General features: G+C 63.6%; 16 protein-coding genes. 8 read left to right on the forward strand and 8 right to left on the reverse strand.

The window, feature by feature from the left end:
• Positions 1-133 precede the first annotated feature (133 nt).
• A complete protein-coding gene (locus C8K66_RS10700; RefSeq protein ID WP_046381657.1) occupies positions 134-2,110 on the forward strand; it encodes a methyl-accepting chemotaxis protein in 1,977 nt (658 codons plus the stop codon).
• 17 nt (positions 2,111-2,127) lie between these two features.
• Here C8K66_RS10700 and C8K66_RS10705 read toward each other — a convergent pair whose 3' ends face one another.
• Positions 2,128-3,627 carry a PLP-dependent aminotransferase family protein gene (locus C8K66_RS10705; protein ID WP_108524814.1) on the reverse strand — a complete coding sequence of 500 codons (1,500 nt, stop codon included), beginning with the start codon at positions 3,625-3,627 and terminating at the stop codon, positions 2,128-2,130.
• A gap of 142 nt (positions 3,628-3,769) precedes the next feature.
• On the opposite strand from C8K66_RS10705, the gene C8K66_RS10710 reads away from it, so the two are divergent.
• From C8K66_RS10710 to glyA, 3 genes are read left to right on the forward strand one after another with little or no spacing between them, the layout of a single operon-like run.
• Positions 3,770-5,011 (forward strand): benzoate/H(+) symporter BenE family transporter, encoded by a 1,242-nt coding sequence (locus C8K66_RS10710; RefSeq protein ID WP_057004012.1) that lies wholly within the window; start codon positions 3,770-3,772, stop codon positions 5,009-5,011.
• Positions 5,008-5,823 carry a YggS family pyridoxal phosphate-dependent enzyme gene (locus tag C8K66_RS10715; RefSeq protein ID WP_046381660.1) on the forward strand — a complete coding sequence of 272 codons (816 nt, stop codon included), beginning with the start codon at positions 5,008-5,010 and terminating at the stop codon, positions 5,821-5,823. Before C8K66_RS10710 ends, C8K66_RS10715 begins: the two co-directional genes overlap by 4 nt.
• A 25-nt stretch (positions 5,824-5,848) precedes the next feature.
• Entirely contained in the window at positions 5,849-7,114 is a 1,266-nt protein-coding gene (gene glyA / locus C8K66_RS10720) for a serine hydroxymethyltransferase (protein WP_108524816.1), read from the forward strand.
• A gap of 10 nt (positions 7,115-7,124) precedes the next feature.
• On the opposite strand, the gene C8K66_RS10725 is transcribed toward glyA, so the two are convergent.
• Both C8K66_RS10725 and C8K66_RS10730 read right to left on the reverse strand, forming a co-directional pair.
• Positions 7,125-8,642 carry a YifB family Mg chelatase-like AAA ATPase gene (locus C8K66_RS10725; RefSeq protein ID WP_079444919.1) on the reverse strand — a complete coding sequence of 506 codons (1,518 nt, stop codon included), beginning with the start codon at positions 8,640-8,642 and terminating at the stop codon, positions 7,125-7,127.
• A gap of 214 nt (positions 8,643-8,856) precedes the next feature.
• On the reverse strand, positions 8,857-9,120 hold the full coding sequence (locus tag C8K66_RS10730) for an accessory factor UbiK family protein (RefSeq protein WP_017845178.1): 264 nt from the start codon (positions 9,118-9,120) through the stop codon (positions 8,857-8,859).
• Positions 9,121-9,542: 422 nt separating this feature from the next.
• On the opposite strand from C8K66_RS10730, the gene glnK reads away from it, so the two are divergent.
• The 4 genes from glnK to sutA all read left to right on the forward strand — a co-directional run bounded on the left by glnK (position 9,543) and on the right by sutA (position 12,320).
• Positions 9,543-9,881, forward strand: coding sequence for a P-II family nitrogen regulator (gene glnK, locus C8K66_RS10735; protein ID WP_002555808.1), 339 nt, complete (start codon positions 9,543-9,545; stop codon positions 9,879-9,881).
• A gap of 33 nt (positions 9,882-9,914) precedes the next feature.
• On the forward strand, positions 9,915-11,252 hold the full coding sequence (locus C8K66_RS10740; RefSeq protein ID WP_057004005.1) for an ammonium transporter: 1,338 nt from the start codon (positions 9,915-9,917) through the stop codon (positions 11,250-11,252).
• A 212-nt stretch (positions 11,253-11,464) separates the two neighbouring features.
• Positions 11,465-11,890, forward strand: a complete 426-nt coding sequence (locus C8K66_RS10745) for a secondary thiamine-phosphate synthase enzyme YjbQ (protein ID WP_017845176.1) — start codon at positions 11,465-11,467, stop codon at positions 11,888-11,890.
• 103 nt (positions 11,891-11,993) lie between these two features.
• Positions 11,994-12,320 carry a transcriptional regulator SutA gene (gene sutA, locus C8K66_RS10750; RefSeq protein WP_017845175.1) on the forward strand — a complete coding sequence of 109 codons (327 nt, stop codon included), beginning with the start codon at positions 11,994-11,996 and terminating at the stop codon, positions 12,318-12,320.
• 114 nt (positions 12,321-12,434) lie between these two features.
• Here sutA and C8K66_RS10755 read toward each other — a convergent pair whose 3' ends face one another.
• Genes C8K66_RS10755 through lysA form a run of 5 tightly spaced genes read right to left on the reverse strand, consistent with a single transcriptional unit; the run spans position 12,435 to position 16,840 of the window.
• Entirely contained in the window at positions 12,435-13,130 is a 696-nt protein-coding gene (locus C8K66_RS10755; protein WP_017845174.1) for an HAD family hydrolase, read from the reverse strand.
• Positions 13,127-14,026: a tyrosine recombinase XerC gene (gene xerC, locus C8K66_RS10760; protein WP_046381665.1), complete on the reverse strand. Its 900-nt coding sequence runs from the start codon at positions 14,024-14,026 to the stop codon at positions 13,127-13,129. The genes C8K66_RS10755 and xerC overlap by 4 nt, the downstream gene beginning before the upstream one ends.
• A gap of 2 nt (positions 14,027-14,028) precedes the next feature.
• Entirely contained in the window at positions 14,029-14,745 is a 717-nt protein-coding gene (locus C8K66_RS10765) for a DUF484 family protein (protein ID WP_017845172.1), read from the reverse strand.
• Between the two features lie 13 nt (positions 14,746-14,758).
• Positions 14,759-15,589, reverse strand: coding sequence for a diaminopimelate epimerase (gene dapF / locus C8K66_RS10770; protein WP_108524818.1), 831 nt, complete (start codon positions 15,587-15,589; stop codon positions 14,759-14,761).
• A 3-nt stretch (positions 15,590-15,592) separates the two neighbouring features.
• Positions 15,593-16,840: a diaminopimelate decarboxylase gene (gene lysA / locus C8K66_RS10775; protein ID WP_017845170.1), complete on the reverse strand. Its 1,248-nt coding sequence runs from the start codon at positions 16,838-16,840 to the stop codon at positions 15,593-15,595.
• Between the last annotated feature and the right edge of the window lie 8 nt (positions 16,841-16,848).

Here is a 16,848-nt window from a genome sequence, read left to right on the forward strand (position 1 = left end):
ACTTCGCTCAAGTATTGCCCGGCGCCGCCGAAGTAGGGGTGTTGGAACTATCGTGCACCAACGAATCTCACTAGATAATTTGCCGAGCAACGCTATGAGATCAGGATGATCCAGGCCTCGGCCAGGAGCTGTCATGTCTCAACCTCGTGCTCGGATCGCCTCCCAGCTAGGCCTCGCGTTAGCCGTGATTCTGGCTGTCGTCATCAGCGGCAGTACGGTTTTTGCCTTGCGTTCCCTCGACTCCGCCAACCTCGATACCCGGGAAGAACATCTGGCCAGCGAGGCGCGGCTGCTTGCCGATCAACTCAGTACCTTCCACGGCACCTTGCGCGAGAGCACCCAGCGCTTGAGCGGGCTGTTTGAAAAACGCTTCGGCGCCGGCTTGAGCGTGCAGGCGGATCAGCCGGTCGCCGTGGCCGGCGTGCAGACCCCGAGCCTGTACCTGGGCAAGGCGCTGCTGAACAACAACTTCGGTGACGTCGACGAGTTCAAGCAGATATCCGGCGGCGTGGCCACGGTGTTCGTGCGCAGCGGCGACGACTTTATCCGCATCAGCACGTCCTTGACCAAGCAGGACGGCAGCCGTGCCATCGGCACAGTGCTGGATCGCCAGGGGCCGGCCTACTCGCGGGTGGTCGGTGGGCAGACGTACATCGGCCGCGCCGTGCTGTTCGATCGCTCCTACATGACCCAGTACAGCCCGGTGCGCGACGCCAGCGGCAAAGTCATCGCGGTGCTGTTCATCGGCTTCGACTACACCGATGAGCAGAATGCCCAGTTCGACAACCTCAAGCGCTTCCGCATCGGCCAGACCGGTTCGCTGGCGCTGCTGGATGAACAGAAACACTGGCTGGTACCACCGGCCGGGGTGCAGGCGCCGGACCAGGCTGTGCCGGTGATGCTGGACCTGGCCAAGGCGCCCGGCAAGGGCCGCTTCTGGAGCGACAAGCAGGAAGATTTCTACAGCGTCTCGGTGCCGTTTGCCGGCGGCCCCTGGTCGGTGGTGGCGAGCATGCCGAAAGCCGAGATCCGCGCGGTCACGTGGTCGGTGGGCATTCGCCTGGTGATCGGCAGCATGCTGGCGATGCTGCTGGCGGTGGGCGCAACAGTGTGGTTGTTGCGCAGCAAACTGGCGCCGTTGAGCGACTTGGTACGCCAGGCCGAAGCCTTGGGCGGCGGTGACTTGAGCGCACGCCTGAACGTGTCCAGCCATGACGAGATCGGCCAACTGGCGCGCAGCTTCAACCAGATGGGGGAAGCGCTGTCGACCATGGTGTCGCACATCCGCAGGGCCGCCGAAGAGGTCAACGGCCGGGCGCAGGCGTTGTCCGGTTTGTCCGGCGGTGCCTATGAAGGCATGGAGCAGCAGTCCGGCGAAATCACCAGCATGGCCGGCGCGGTGGAGGAATTCAGCGCCACTTCACTGAACATCGCCGACAACATGGGCAACACCGAACGCCTGGCCCAGGAAAACGCCCAGCAGACCCGCATCGGCCGCAACTCGATGCAGGAGGCGTCGTCGTCCCTGGAACACATCGCCACCGCCCTGAACAGCACGGCTACGGTGATCAACACCTTGGGCCAGCGTTCCCAGGAAATCGGCGGGATCGTTGGCGTGATCACTTCGATCGCCGAACAGACCAACCTGCTGGCGCTCAATGCCGCCATCGAAGCCGCCCGCGCCGGCGAGCAGGGCCGTGGGTTTGCGGTGGTCGCCGACGAAGTACGCAACCTGGCCTCGCGCACCCGCCAGGCCACCGATGAGATTTCCGGGATGATCCAAAGCATCCAGCAGGAAACCGGTAACGCCATCAGCACCATGGAACAGGGCAATGCGCTGATGCAGGAAGGCCTGTCACGCAACGCCGACGTGGCGTCGGCCCTGGCACGCATCGATGAGCAGAGCCGCTCGGCCGGGCAGCAATTTGCCGCGATCACCACCGCCACCCAGGAGCAGAGCAGCACGGCGACGTTGCTGAGCAGCAACCTGCAGAGCATTGCGCTGGCCAACAGCGAGCAACGCGAAGTGGTGTCGAACCTGGCGATTACCGCCAAGGAGCTGGAGACGCTGGCGGCAGGCTTGCGCCAAGAGGTCGATCGGTTTCGTTGAAGGCGCGCCTGGAGCGGCTAGCGCGTCTTGAGCGCGTTAGCCAGGCGCTGCATGGCGGTTTCGATTTCATGGGCGGTCAAGGACGAGTAGCCCAATAACCATCCCTGTTGCGTGGCCGCACCGGCATACAACCGGCTGAGGCCGGACAGTTGCACACCCGCGCTGGCGGCCTGGCGGATGGTTTTTTCTTCCGACCGCCCCTCATGCAGCACGCAAGGGATTTGCAGCCCGCCCTGGGGCCGGCATGCGGTGACCACATCGCCGAGGTACTTGCCGATGGCGTCGAGCATGATGGCTTGGCGCCCGGCGTAGAGTTTGCGCATCGCCCGGACATGGGCGTTGTAATGCCCGTCCTCCATGAAGCGCGCCAGCGTCAGTTGCAGGATTTGCGGAGTGTGGCCGTCCATCATGCTGCGCGCATAGGTGAAGGCCTTGACCAGTTCAGGGGGCAGCACCATGTAGCCCATGCGCAGGCCGGGGAACAGGGTCTTGCTGAAGGTGCCGAGGTACAGCGTGCGCTGGTACTTGTCCAGGCCCTGCACGCAGGCCGTGGGTTTGCCTTCGTAGTGGAACTCGCTGTCGTAGTCATCTTCGATGACCCATTTGCCTTTTTCCGCGGCCCAGTTGATCAACTCCAGACGCCGCTCCAGGGTCAGCGTGGCGCCGGTCGGGTATTGATGAGACGGCGTGACATACACGCAATGGGCGCCGCTGCGGTCGGCGTGCAGCAGGTCGGTGCGGATGCCCGCCGCATCGACATCGATGGGCACGACCTTGGCCTCGGCGGTTTCGAAGGCCTTCCTGGCGCCGTAGTAGCCCGGGTTTTCCAGCAGGATCGGTTTGCCGACGTCCACCAGCAGTTGCGCACACAGAAACAGCGCCTGGCGCGTACTGCTCAGCACCAGGACCTGGTCGGGCGAGCACTTCGCCCCACGCTCAAGGTTCAAGTACGTCGCGATGGCTTTGCGTAACGACTCGGCTCCTTGCGGGTCACCGTGCAACAGCACGCTGCTGCGATAGTCCTTCATCACCTGGCGCTGCAGGCGCTCCCACACATCGGTCGGGAACGAGCGGGTTTCGGGCAGGCCCGTGGCGAATGCCTTGATCACCTGTTGATCGTTCACGCCGCCGCTGTCGAGGATCATCCGCCCGCGCAGGCTCAAGCCGGCGCCCGGTGCGGCCTGGCTGGTTTTGACGGCCTGTGCCTTGATGCGGCGGCGCGAGGCACCGCGCAATTCGGTGCCGATGGCCTCGCACACGTAACTGCCGGAGCCCTCGCGCCGCACGATAAAACCATCGCGGTGCAACTGCACGTAGGCGTTCTCCACCGTGTCGCGCGCGACCCCCAACGACGTGGCCAACACCCGCGTCGCCGGCAGCTTCAGGCCCGGCGAGAGTGCGCCGTCGAGGATCAAGGCGCGCAGCGCGCGTTGAATGCGCTGGTGCAGGCCCAACCGCTGGAATTGCGCGTCGTTGAGGCGCATCTGCAGGGTTTCCAGCTCGAAGGATTTCGCCATGCGGTCTGCCTCGTCCTGAAGAATTGGCCGGTAATAGCAGGCCAGTCTATCCGTAGACTTTCACCTGTGCCACTGCCTTCACGCCGGCCAATGACCCATCACGCGAGGCTCAACCCCTCGTCTGGCAAGGAGCAAAGTCCCTATGTCTTCGTCAATATCGCCGTCGCCGCTGCGCCCGCGCGACCTGTTGCACCCCATCGTGGCCGGGCTGATTTCAGTCATCGTCAATTATGGCGGTACGTTCATTCTGGTGTTCCAGGCGGCCAAGGTGGCCGGGCTCAGCCCCGAGCTGACGGCTTCGTGGGTCTGGTCGGTATCGATCGGCGTGGGGGTGACCGGGCTGTTTCTCAGTTGGGTGAGCCGTGAGCCGATCATCACCGCCTGGTCGACCCCCGCTGCGGCGTTTCTGGTGGTCGCGCTGTCTGCCACGCCTTACGCCGAGGCGGTCGGCGCGTACATGGTTTCAGCCGTGGCGTTTGTGCTGCTGGGGCTGTCCGGCTGTTTCGAAAAAGTCATCCGGCTGATTCCGCCGGGCATCGCGGCGGCCATGCTGGCGGGGATTCTGCTGCAGTTCGGCATCGGCGCGTTTGGTGGCATGAGCCTCGACCCGGTGCTGGTCGGCGTGTTGATCGCCGCTTACGTCGGGCTCAAGCGCTTTACTGCGCGCTACGCGGTCGTCGGCATTCTGCTGCTGGGCTTGGGATTCCTGCTGGTGCAGGGGCGGGTGGACTTGTCGGGCCTGTCCCTGCAACTGGCGGCGCCGGTATTCACCCGGCCCGAGTTTTCGCTCAATGCGTTGCTCAGTGTGGCGCTGCCGCTGTTTCTGATCACCCTCACGGGCCAGTACATGCCGGGCATGCTGGTGTTGCGCAACGATGGTTTCAAGACCAGCGCCAACCCGATCCTGACGGTGACCGGGTTGGGGTCGCTGTTGATGGCGCCGTTCGGCTCGCACGCGTTCAACGTCGCGGCCATCACGGCGGCCATCTGCACGGGCAAGGAAGCCTCGGAGGACGCGTCCAAGCGCTGGGTCGCCGGGGTTGCCGCTGGGGTGTTCTACATCCTCGTCGGGGTGTTCGGGGTAACGCTGGCCGCCGTATTCATGGCGTTCCCGCCGGCATTCATCACCACGCTGGCCGGCTTGGCCCTGCTGGGCACCATCGGCGCCAGCCTGGCCAGCGCGATGGCGGACGTCAGGTCGCGTGAAGCCGCGCTGATCACCTTTCTGGCGTGCGCCGCCAACATCAACCTGCTCGGGATCGGCGGCGCGTTTTGGGGGTTGTTGATCGGGTTGGCGGCGTATGCGTTGCTCAACGGCCGCTTGCCACGTCGCCGTGCGCCGGCTTCCGAGGCGGTGGCGGCGGCCAAGGGAGCGGCCCAATGATGCGCGCCGAACCGCCAGCCAGCGCCACCCTGCATGCGCGTCACGGGCGTTACCCGCAGGCCACCAGCGTGGAGGACTTCCGGCGCAATCTGGCGGCCGTACAGCAACGTATCGCCAGTGCCTGTGGGCGGGTCGGACGCGACCCGGCGAGCGTGCGCTTGTTGCCGGTCAGCAAAACCTTTGACGAGGCGCACCTGCGCCTGGCGTATGCGGCGGGCTGTCGGCTGCTGGGTGAGAACAAGGTGCAGGAAGCCCAGCGCAAATGGCAGGCCATGAGCGATCTGGCCGATCTGCAGTGGTCGGTGATTGGCCACCTGCAAACCAACAAAGCCAAGCAGGTCGCGCGCTTTGCCAGTGAGTTCCAGGCGCTGGACAGCCTGCGAGTGGCCGAGGCGCTGGATCGTCGCCTGCAGATCGAAGGGCGCCAACTGGATGTGTTCGTGCAGGTGAATACCTCCGGGGAAGCCAGCAAATACGGCCTGGAGCCGCACGCCGTCGCGGGTTTTCTGCAGGCCCTGCCAGCGTTCCCGGCCTTGCGCGTTCGCGGGCTGATGACGCTGGCGCTGTTTTCGGCCGATGTGGCCCGCGTGCGCCCGTGCTTTGTGCGGCTGCGCGAACTGCGCGAGCGCCTGCGCGATCACGCCCCGGCGGGCGTCAGCCTGGAGGAATTGTCGATGGGCATGTCCGGGGATTTCGAGATCGCCATCGAGGAAGGCGCGACCGTTGTCCGCGTCGGCCAGGCCATCTTCGGCGCCCGCGCCATGCCGGATGACTACTACTGGCCGAGCGCCGATCAACCGTCAACGACCTGACTTTTTCAGCAAGGACCTGTTCATCATGTACGACTCAACATTGACACTTGAAAGCTTCGACCCGCAGCTGTGTGAGGCGATTCATAACGAGGAGCGCCGTCAGGAAGACCATGTCGAGCTGATCGCTTCCGAAAACTACGCCAGCCCGCTGGTCATGAGCCTCCAGAGCACGGTACTGACCAACAAATACGCCGAGGGCTACCCCGGCAAGCGCTACTACAGCGGCTGCGAATACGTCGATGTGGCCGAGCGCCTGGCCATCGAACGGGTCAAGGCCCTGTTCGACTGCGATTACGCCAACGTGCAGCCCCATGCGGGCGCCCAGGCAAACGCCGCGGTGTTCCTGGCCTTGATCAACCCCGGCGATACGGTGATGGGCATGAACCTGGCCCAGGGTGGGCACCTGACCCACGGCAATCCCTCCAACTTCTCGGGCCGGCATTACCACATCGTGCCTTACGGGCTCGACCCGCAGACGGGCTTGCTCGACTACGACGAGATGGAGCGCATCGCTGTGGAAACGCGGCCGAAGATGCTGATCGGCGGGTTTTCGGCCTACTCGCGGTACAAAGACTGGGCGCGCATGCGGGCGATTGCCGACAAGGTCGGTGCGATTTTCTGGGTCGACATGGCTCACGTCGCCGGCTTGGTCGCCGCTGGCGAGTACCCGGACCCGTTGCCGCACGCCCATGTGGTCACCAGCACCACGCACAAGACCTTGCGTGGCCCGCGAGGCGGGTTGATTTTGTCCAAGGGCCAGGACGCAGCGTTTTACAAAAAACTCGATTCGGCGGTGTTCCCAGGTGTTCAGGGTGGGCCGTTGATGCATCAGATTGCCGCCAAGGCGGTGGCCTTCAAGGAAGCCTTGAGGCCCGAGTTCAAAACCTACCAGGCCCAGGTCGTGGTCAATGCCCGGGCCATGGCGGCCGTGTTGCAGCGGCGCGGTTACACGATTGTCTCGGGTGGCACCGATAACCACATGATGTTGATCGACCTGTCCGACCGGCCTTACACCGGCAAAGACGCCGATGCGGCCTTGAGCAACGCCGGCATCACCGCCAACAAGAATTCGGTGCCCAACGATCCGCGCTCCCCCTTTGTCACCTCGGGGCTGCGCATCGGCACGCCGGCCGTCACCACCCGCGGTTTCGGCGTGTTCGAGTGCGAGCAACTGGCCGCTTGGCTGTGCGATGTCCTGGACGCCCTGCAACGTGGGGAAAGCGATAGCGTTGCGCTGCAGGTGCGTGAACAGGTGATTGCGCTGTGCCGCCGACACCCGGTTTATCGCTGACTTTTCCCTTCTAAACGTTGGCGCTGTCGACCTGACTGGAGGCTGAGGGGCGGTATTGCAGGGCTTCGGCGATGTGGCTGCGGCGGATGCTGTCTGTGTGTTCCAGATCCGCCAGCGTGCGGGCGACCTTGAGCAGGCGGTGGGCCGCGCGAAGGGACAGGGTCAGGCGCTCGCAGGCGCTTTCCAGCCAGGCTTCATCCGGCCTCGACAGCGCGCAATGCTGGCGCAACCCCGGTAGGTCGAGGAACGCATTGGCGCAGCCCTGGCGCTGTTGCTGGCGGTCCCGGGCCTGGGCTACCAGTGCCGAGGCGGTGGACGTGTTGTCGCCGGGCTGCGGGGCCGGGTTCAGCGCGGTGATTTCGCGAGCGACGGTCAGGTGCAGGTCGATCCGGTCCAGCAACGGCCCGGAGAGTTTGTTGCGATAGCGCTGGACCTGCTCCGGCGTACAGCGACAGCGCGCGCTGGGGTCGCCCATGTAACCGCAAGGGCAGGGGTTCATTGCGGCGACCAGTTGAAAGCGCGCCGGGAAACTCACGCGGTCGCGGGCGCGGGAGATCACGATATGCCCCGACTCCAGTGGCTCGCGCAAAACCTCGAGCACCTTGCGATCAAACTCCGGCAGCTCATCCAGGAACAGCACGCCATGGTGGGCCAAGGTGATTTCCCCCGGTTGCGGCTTTGACCCTCCACCCACCAGCGCCGGGCCGGAGGCCGAATGGTGCGGCTGGCGAAACGGCCGATGGGGCCAATGACTCAGGGGCGCCAGGCTGACCACTGATTGAATCGCTGCCACTTCCAGCGCTTCGTGCTCACTCAGCGGCGGCAGCAAACCCGGCAGGCGGCTGGCGAGCAAGGTCTTGCCGGTGCCGGGCGGGCCGCTGAACAACAGGTTATGCGCGCCTGCCGCAGCGATCAGCAGTGCGCGTTTGGCGGCGAGTTGGCCCTGGACTTCGCTGAGGTCCGGGTAAGGTTTGTTCAAGTACAGCAGACCGTCGGACTTGAAGGGCTCGATCGGCACATGCCCATTCAGGTGCGCCACCACCTGTAGCAGGTGGTCCACCGCAATCACCTTCAACCCCGATGCCAGGCAGGCCTCTTCGGCATTCGCCCGGGGCACGATCACGCTGCGCCCGGCCTTGCGCGCCGCGAGCGCTGCCGGCAACACACCTTTCACTGCGCGTACCTCGCCCGATAGCGCCAATTCCCCCAGGCATTCCACGTCGTCGAGCATCTGCGTCGGCACCTGCACGCTCGCCGCGAGAATCCCGAGGGCTATCGCCAGGTCAAAACGCCCGCCGTCCTTGGGCAGGTCGGCGGGCGCGAGGTTGAGGGTGATGCGGCGGGACGGGTATTGCAGCGCGGAGTTGAGGATGGCACTGCGCACGCGGTCCTTGCTTTCCTTGACGGCGGTTTCCGGCAAACCCACCAAGGTGAGCGATGGCAGACCATTGGCCATGTGTACTTCGACGCTGACGGCAGGGGCTTCGACGCCGATCTGGGCGCGACTGTGGACGATGGCGAGGGACATGCTCATTCCTTGAAAGGGCGGGCCGCTTCCTGCGGTTTTTCAAGGGTAGACGAGGTGGGGTGGAGCGGGACGCAGGAGGTTTTACAGAACGTATCCGCAGAGTGACGCAGAACAGGTGGGGGCGCTGGCTTGCGTGCGATAGGGGCGGTCAGGCGTATCAGAGGGACCGAGGTGATTCCATCGCAGGCAAGCCAGCTCCTACATTGGTCGGGGGTTATTCAGAGGCTGCCGGGGTCAACCGTGCTTCCAGCTCCGCCACTTTCGCCTCCAGGCTTTCCAGGCGTGCTCGGGTGCGGGCCAGCACCACCATTTGGCTGTCGAACTCTTCCCGGCTGACCAGGTCGAGCTTGCTGAAGCCGCTTTGCAGCAAGGCCTTGAACTGGCTTTCGATTTCATTGCGGGGCAGCGGGGTCTCGCCGCTGAACAGGCGGGAGGCATGGCCGCTCAGGGCGTCGAGGAGGTCTTTGGGCGCGAGCATGGGAAATATTCCGGAAAACTGTTGGCGGGCAGTGTATCACGCAGCGTCTATAGTCATTTCCACGACCTCGGGCGCACGCTTTTCGCGCAGGGTGTCGGGCGGTAGCGCACCGTTTTCGTGCGCAATCACCCCGCCAAAAAGCCCCGCAGGTGGGCATAAGTGGGCAAGGGACTGATTTCAGTGGTTTTTACGGAGCTGGCAAGGTTTCTGCTTAGACGAACATGACCCATGCACTGATGCAGTCGCTGTGACGAATGCAGTGCGCCGACGGATCAGGGGTACAGGTTTCGTCACCAGTGGTTCGCTGGCGTCGCAATGGCAACTGCTCTTGCGACGACGCGTTACAAAGCCAGGCGCTGCGCTTAGACTTGAGACGGGTTTGTTTTCCTGGGGCAAGTCCACCAATTCGGGAGAGAGTTTTCATGAAGCTAGTCACTGCCATCATCAAGCCGTTCAAGTTGGACGATGTACGCGAGTCGTTGTCCGAAATCGGCGTGCAGGGCATTACCGTTACTGAGGTCAAAGGCTTCGGGCGGCAGAAGGGTCACACCGAGCTGTATCGCGGCGCGGAATACGTGGTTGATTTCCTGCCGAAGGTGAAGATTGATGTCGCCATTGACGACAAGGATCTTGATCGGGTTATCGAGGCGATAACCAAGGCCGCCAACACCGGCAAGATCGGTGACGGCAAGATCTTTGTGGTCAATCTGGAACAGGCTATTCGCATCCGTACCGGCGAAACCGATACCGACGCAATCTAAGCCGCCAAACCCAACGCCCCAGGAGAAAACAATATGACTCTGCGTAAATTCGCAGGGCTCGGAGCCCTGTTGTCCATCGTAATGCCAAGCCTGGCCATGGCGGCAGACGAAGTGGCTGCTCCAGTCCTCAATTCCGGCGACACCGCGTGGATGCTTACATCCACCGCGCTGGTGCTGTTTATGACCATTCCCGGCCTGGCGCTGTTCTACGGCGGTATGGTTCGCTCCAAAAACATTCTGTCGGTGATGATGCAGTGCTTCGCCATCACCGGCTTGATCACCATCCTGTGGTTCGTCTACGGCTACAGCATGGCGTTCGATACCACCGGCATGGAAGCGGGTGTGGTCAACTTCAACTCCTTCGTGGGCGGCTTGTCCAAGCTGTTCCTGTCGGGTGTGACCCCGGCCAGCATTACCGGCCCTGCGGCGCTGTTCCCTGAGGCGGTGTTCGTCACCTACCAGATGACCTTCGCCATCATCACCCCGGCGCTGATTGTCGGTGCTTTCGCCGAGCGTATGAAATTCTCCGCGATGCTGATCTTCATGGGCGTCTGGTTCACCCTGGTCTACGCGCCGATTGCCCACATGGTGTGGGGCGGTCCGGGTTCGTTGCTGGGTGACTGGGGCGTGCTGGACTTCGCCGGCGGTACCGTGGTGCATATCAACGCCGGTGTGGCTGGCCTGGTAGCGTGCCTGGTCCTCGGCAAGCGTAAAGGCTTCCCGACCACGCCAATGGCGCCTCACAACCTGGGTTACACCCTGGTGGGTGCAGCCATGCTGTGGGTCGGCTGGTTCGGCTTCAACGCCGGTTCCGCTGCCGCGGCCAACGGCACTGCCGGTATGGCGATGCTGGTGACCCAGGTCGCTACCGCCGCTGCCGCCCTGGGCTGGATGTTCGCCGAGTGGCTCACCCACGGCAAGCCAAGTGCCCTGGGCATCGCCTCGGGTGTGGTAGCGGGCCTTGTGGCCATTACGCCGGCTGCCGGTACCGTGGGCCCGATGGGCGCGCTGATCATCGGCCTGGCGGCGGGTGTGGTGTGCTTCTTCTGCGCCACGACCCTGAAACGCAAACTGGGCTATGACGACTCCCTGGACGCCTTCGGTGTCCACGGTATCGGCGGTATCCTCGGCGCAATCCTGACCGGTGTGTTTGCAGCACCGGCCCTGGGTGGCTTCGGCACCGTGACTGACGTGGCGGCCCAAGTCTGGATTCAGTGCAAAGGCGTCGGCTTCACTGTGATCTACACCGCCATCGTGACCTTCATCATCCTCAAGGTGCTGGACATGGTCATGGGCCTGCGGGTTACCGACGAAGAAGAGGCTGTCGGCCTCGACCTGGCACAACACAACGAACGCGGCTACAACTTGTAAGTAGGCGAAAAAAACATGCCCGGCTTGCCGGGCATTTTTTTGTCTGGTGTTTGTCCGTCATGACACGGGGGGCCGGTTTTTTGCGTCGCGTGTGTGATGGCGCGCGCACGGCGCTTTTCCGGGTGCGAATGTCTTACAGGCATGTAGGCGTATTCGGCACTTTGTTTTTTCCCTGAGCGCGCTAGAATGCGCGCCGATGGGCGGAGAACTGTATGTGGCAACAGACCCTGATTACCCTACGGGCCAAGCCCCGGGGCTTTCACCTGGTAACCGACGAGTTGCTTGCCGGCTTGCCTGAATTGAAGGCGTGTCGCGTGGGCCTGTTGCATCTGTGGTTGCAGCATACCTCGGCCTCGTTGACCATCAACGAGAATGCCGATCCGGCGGTTCGTCGTGACTTCGAGCGTTTTTTCAACTCGCTGGTGCCGCAAGGCCGAGCCGGGTTCGAACACAACGACGAAGGCCCGGACGATCTGCCGGCGCACTTCAAGGCCAGTCTCCTGGGTTGCCAGCTGAGTTTGCCGGTCAAGGCCGGCCGCTTGGCGATGGGGACTTGGCAAGGTGTTTATCTGGGCGAGCACCGTGATCATGGCGGTGCTCGTAAAGTCCTCGCCACTTTGCACGGTGATGGGGCATAAGCCACTGGTTATCCGGTGGATGTTGATTTTTTTCCGGCGACCTTCGACAGATGGTGAAGCTGGGCTATAACTAATCTGCTTTTCGCAAGTCATGAGGTAGAACATGAGCGACGATGATCTGGAAAACGACGAACTGGAAGTAGGCGACGAAGACGACACCGAAGAAGGTCTTGAGGCGGCAGCGGAAGACGTTGCTGACGACGACGGTGGCGATGACGTTCCTGTTCCGGCTGCCAAAGGCAAAGCCAAGGCCGCTGTTTCGGTCGATGAGCTGCCAAGTGTTGAAGCCAAGAACAAAGAGCGCGACGCGCTGGCCCGTGCGATGGAGGAATTCCTCGCTAAAGGCGGCAAAGTGCAGGAAGTCGAGGCCAACGTGGTGGCAGATCCACCCAAGAAGCCGGATAACAAGTACGGCAGCCGACCTATCTGAGGTCTGCTTCTGGCTTGCTGGAAAAGCCCGCCGTCGCTGCGGGCTTTTTCATGCCTGAAACAAATTCCTACGGCTCACCGCCTGCCAATATAGGGGAAGCAAGCCCCCTCCCACTTACTGCCAGCTTTTGAGCAGCGGAGGCAGTTCCGTCAGGCTGCGAATCTGCGCATCCGGGAGTTTATCCCCTTCCCAGACCTTGCCTGTCGGGTTGAACCACACGGCACGCAGCCCCGCCTGTTGCGCTCCGGCGATGTCGTCACCGGGATGATCGCCGATATGCACCGCCGCGCTGGCGTCCACCCCGCCCCGTTGCAGCGCTTCCTGAAACAACCGTGCATCCGGCTTGGCGATGCCGATGTCTTCGGCGCGCAACGCGAAGTGGAAGTAGTCCGCCAACCCGACGCGCTGTACGTCAGCGTTACCGTTGGTGATCACGCCCAGCAGGAAGTGTTTGCGCAGCGCTTGCAGCATCGGCTCGGCTTCGGGGAATACGGTGAGTTGGTGGCGCGCATGAATGAACGCTTCAAAGCACACATCGGCCATTTCCGTCGCTTCAGGTTGTGGATAACCGGCCTCTTCAAACGCGTGCATCAGTACGCGGTGGCGCAGCATGCTGATGCGGTGCTTGAGTTCGGGATGGCGTTCCAGCACCTGCTGGCGAAGGCTGGCGAAATGTTCCAGGGGCAGTTCGCCGACCTTGGCGGCATGGGTGGCCAGCCATTCGCGCATCGACGCTTCGGCGCTGATGATGACGGGGACGTTGTCCCAGAGGGTGTCGTCGAGGTCGAAGGTGATCAGCTTGATACTCATGAGTCGCCGCCCTTGATGCGTTTGGCCCGTGGATGGGCGCTGTCGTACACCGTTGCCAGGTGTTGGAAGTCCAGGTGGGTGTAGATCTGTGTCGTCTTGATATCAGAGTGGCCGAGCAGTTCCTGCACCGCGCGCAGGTCTTGGGACGACTCCAGCAAATGGCTGGCAAACGAGTGCCGCAGCATGTGCGGATGCAGGTTCTGCCCCAGCTCGCGCTCGCCGGCCGCCTTGACCCGCAGTTGAATCGCCCGCGGCCCCAGGCGCCGGCCCTGCTGGCTGACGAATACGGCGTCGTCCGCCGGGTTGGTCAGTGCGCGCAGGGGCAGCCACAGTTGCAGCGCTTCCCGGGCCTTCCTGCCCACCGGCAGCACGCGGGTCTTGCTGCCTTTGCCGAGCACTTGCACCAGGCCGTCGGCGAGGTCGAGCTGATCGAGGTTCAGTCCGGTCAGTTCCGACAGGCGCAGGCCCGAAGAATAGAACAGCTCCAGGATCGCCTGGTCGCGATGGGCCAGGAAGTCGTCCTCGACGGCGCCATCGAGCAATTGCAGGGCGCGGTCGGTGTCGAGGGTCTTGGGCAGCCGCCGCTCGCCCTTGGGCGGGGCCAGCCCATTGGCCGGGTCGTGGTCGCACAGGCCTTCGCGGTTGAGGTAGTGATACAGGCCGCGCACCGCCGACAGCAGGCGCGCCAGGCTGCGCGAGGATTGGCCCTGCTGGTGCAGGCGCGCGATCAGGCTGCGCAGGCCCTGGATGTCCAAGGCCTTCCAGCTGGGGATCTGCTGCTTTTCGCAGTAGGCCAGGACCTTGTTCAAGTCCCGTCGGTAGGCTTCCAGGGTGTGGGGCGACACCTGGCGCTCGCTGCGCAGGTGTGCGCAGTAAGCGTCCAGTTGCCGTTCCATGGTCAGCGCACCGCGCGCAGGGCGGTGGTGAAGCGCGGTAATACGCGGCCCAGCACTTCGGCGATGTAGGTCAGGAACAACGTGCCCACCGAACTTTTGTAGTGCGCAGGATCACGGCTGGCGATGGCCAGTACCCCATGCAGGCCTTGATGGCTGAGGGCGACCACGGCGGTCGAACCGATCTGCTTGCGCTGCTCGGCGCCAAACAAAAAGTCCAGTTCATGCTCGCGCAAGGTGCCGCTGATGGTCTTGCCTTCGGAAAGCAGGCCGCCGATCGCCGTTTGCGCTTCGCCGCCGCTGACCCAGCGCCCGACCGGCATCGGGTTGTCGCTGAACAGGATCAGGCTGACGAAGGGCACCTGGAAGTCCTGGCGCAGGCTGTCTTCCACGGCGATCACCGTTTCTTCCAGGCTGGTGGCGTCCATCAGCGTCAGAATCAGGCGACGGGTCTTGTCGAACAGGCGGTCGTTATCGCGGGCGACGTCCATCAAGTGCGAGAGCCGATGGCGCATTTCGATGTTGCGCTCGCGCAGGATCTTCATCTGCCGCTCCACCAGCGACACGGTGTCGCCACGCTGGTGGGGGATGCGCAGGGCCGGCAGCAGTTCTTCGTGTTCGACGAAGAAGTCCGGGTTAGCCTCAAGGTACGCCGCGACGGCAGCGGCCTCCAGACTTTCGCTCGGGGATGCTTGTGCGGGTACTTGAGGCTTATCGGTCATTTGCTTGGCTCACTCATAGACGGACCTGTCCTTCGTATACGCGCGTGGCCGGCCCGGTCATCATCACCGGGTGGCCGGGGCCTGCCCATTCGATGGACAAACGTCCGCCGGGCAGGTCGATCAGCAGCGGCGAATCCATCCACCCCTGGCTGATCGCGGCCACGGCAGCGGCGCAAGCACCGGTGCCGCAGGCCTGGGTTTCGCCGGCGCCGCGTTCCCATACGCGCAATTGCGCGCGGGAGCGGTCGATCACCTGCAGGAAGCCCACATTGACCCGTGCCGGAAAGCGCGGGTGATGTTCGATCTTCGGCCCCAGCTCGTGCACCGGCGCATTATTGATGTCGTCGACCCGCAGCACCGCATGGGGGTTGCCCATGGACACCGCCGCCAGTTCGACAGCCTGGCCGTCCACATCGACGGTATAACTGGGGGCCTGCTCGGCAGCCTGGAACGGAATATCCGCCGGCACCAGGCGTGGCGCGCCCATGTTGACGCTGATCTGGCCGTCGCTGCGGACATCCAGCTCGATCACGCCGCTCTTGGTCTCGACGCGAATCTGCCGCTTGGCGGTCAGGCGCTTGTCCAGCACAAAGCGGGCGAAGCAGCGCGCACCGTTGCCGCACTGTTCCACTTCGGAACCGTCGGAGTTGAAGATCCGGTAACGGAAATCCACCTCCGGGTTGCTCGGCGCCTCAACGATCAGCAACTGGTCGAAGCCGATGCCGGTATGACGGTCGCCCCACTGTTTGGCGTGCTTGGGCAGGATGTGCGCGTGCTGGCTGACCAGGTCAAGGACCATGAAGTCATTGCCCAGCCCGTGCATCTTGGTAAAACGCAGCAGCATGGCTTACTCCGGCAGCAGGCTTTCGCCAGCATACAACTCGGCTACCGTCTCGCGGCGACGCACTTCAAACGCTTGATCACCGTCCACCAGCACCTCGGCGGCACGCCCGCGGGTGTTGTAGTTGGAACTCATGACAAACCCGTAGGCACCGGCCGAATGAATGGCCAGCAGGTCGCCTTCTTCCAGGGCCAACTGACGATCCTTGGCCAGGAAGTCGCCGGTTTCGCAGATCGGGCCGACGACGTCATAGGCGCGCGCTGCGCTGTCGCGAGGCGTTACGGCGGTGACATTCATCCAGGCCTGGTACAGCGCCGGGCGGATCAGGTCGTTCATCGCCGCATCGACGATGGCGAAATCCTTGTATTCGGTGTGCTTGAGGTACTCGACCTGGGTCAGCAGCACGCCGGCATTGGCGACGATGTAGCGGCCCGGCTCGAACATCAGCGTCAGGTCGCGGCCTTCCAGGCGTTCGCGCACGGCCTTGATGTAGTCGCCGATCAGCGGTGGCTCTTCATCGCGGTACTGCACGCCCACGCCGCCACCGAGGTCGATGTGCTGCAGGTAGATGCCGCACTCGCCGAGGCGGTCGGTCAGCGCCAGCAGACGGTCGAGGGCATCCAGGAACGGCGGCAGGGTGGTCAGTTGCGAGCCGATATGGCAGTCGACACCCAGCACTTCCAGGTTCGGCAATTGGGCGGCGCGGATGTACACGTCCTCGGCGTCGGCGATGGCGATGCCGAACTTGTTCTCTTTCAGACCGGTGGAAATGTACGGGTGGGTGCCAGCGTCGACGTCCGGGTTGACGCGCAGGGAAATCGGCGCGCGAACGCCCATCTCGGCGGCGACCACTTGCAGGCGCTCCAGCTCGTCGGTGGATTCGACGTTGAAGCAATGCACGCCGACTTCCAGGGCACGGCGCATGTCTTCGCGGCTCTTGCCGACGCCGGAGAAGACGATCTTGTCAGCCTGGCCGCCAGCCGCCAGGACACGTTCCAGCTCGCCGCGGGAGACGATGTCGAAACCGGCGCCCAGACGCGCCAGGACATTGAGCACGCCCAGGTTGGAGTTGGCCTTGACCGCGTAGCACACCAGGTGCGGCACGCCGTTCAACGGGTCGGTGAAAGAGCGATATTGGGCTTCGATATGCGCGCGCGAGTACACATAGGTCGGGGTGCCAAAGCGCTCGGCAATTGCGGACAGCGCCACGCCTTCCGCGAACAGCTCGCCGTTCCGGTAGTTAAAAGCGTCCATGGGGTTCC

Source organism: Pseudomonas sp. GV105 (assembly GCF_003058185.1).
GTDB classification, from domain to species: Bacteria; Pseudomonadota; Gammaproteobacteria; order Pseudomonadales; family Pseudomonadaceae; genus Aquipseudomonas; species Aquipseudomonas veronii.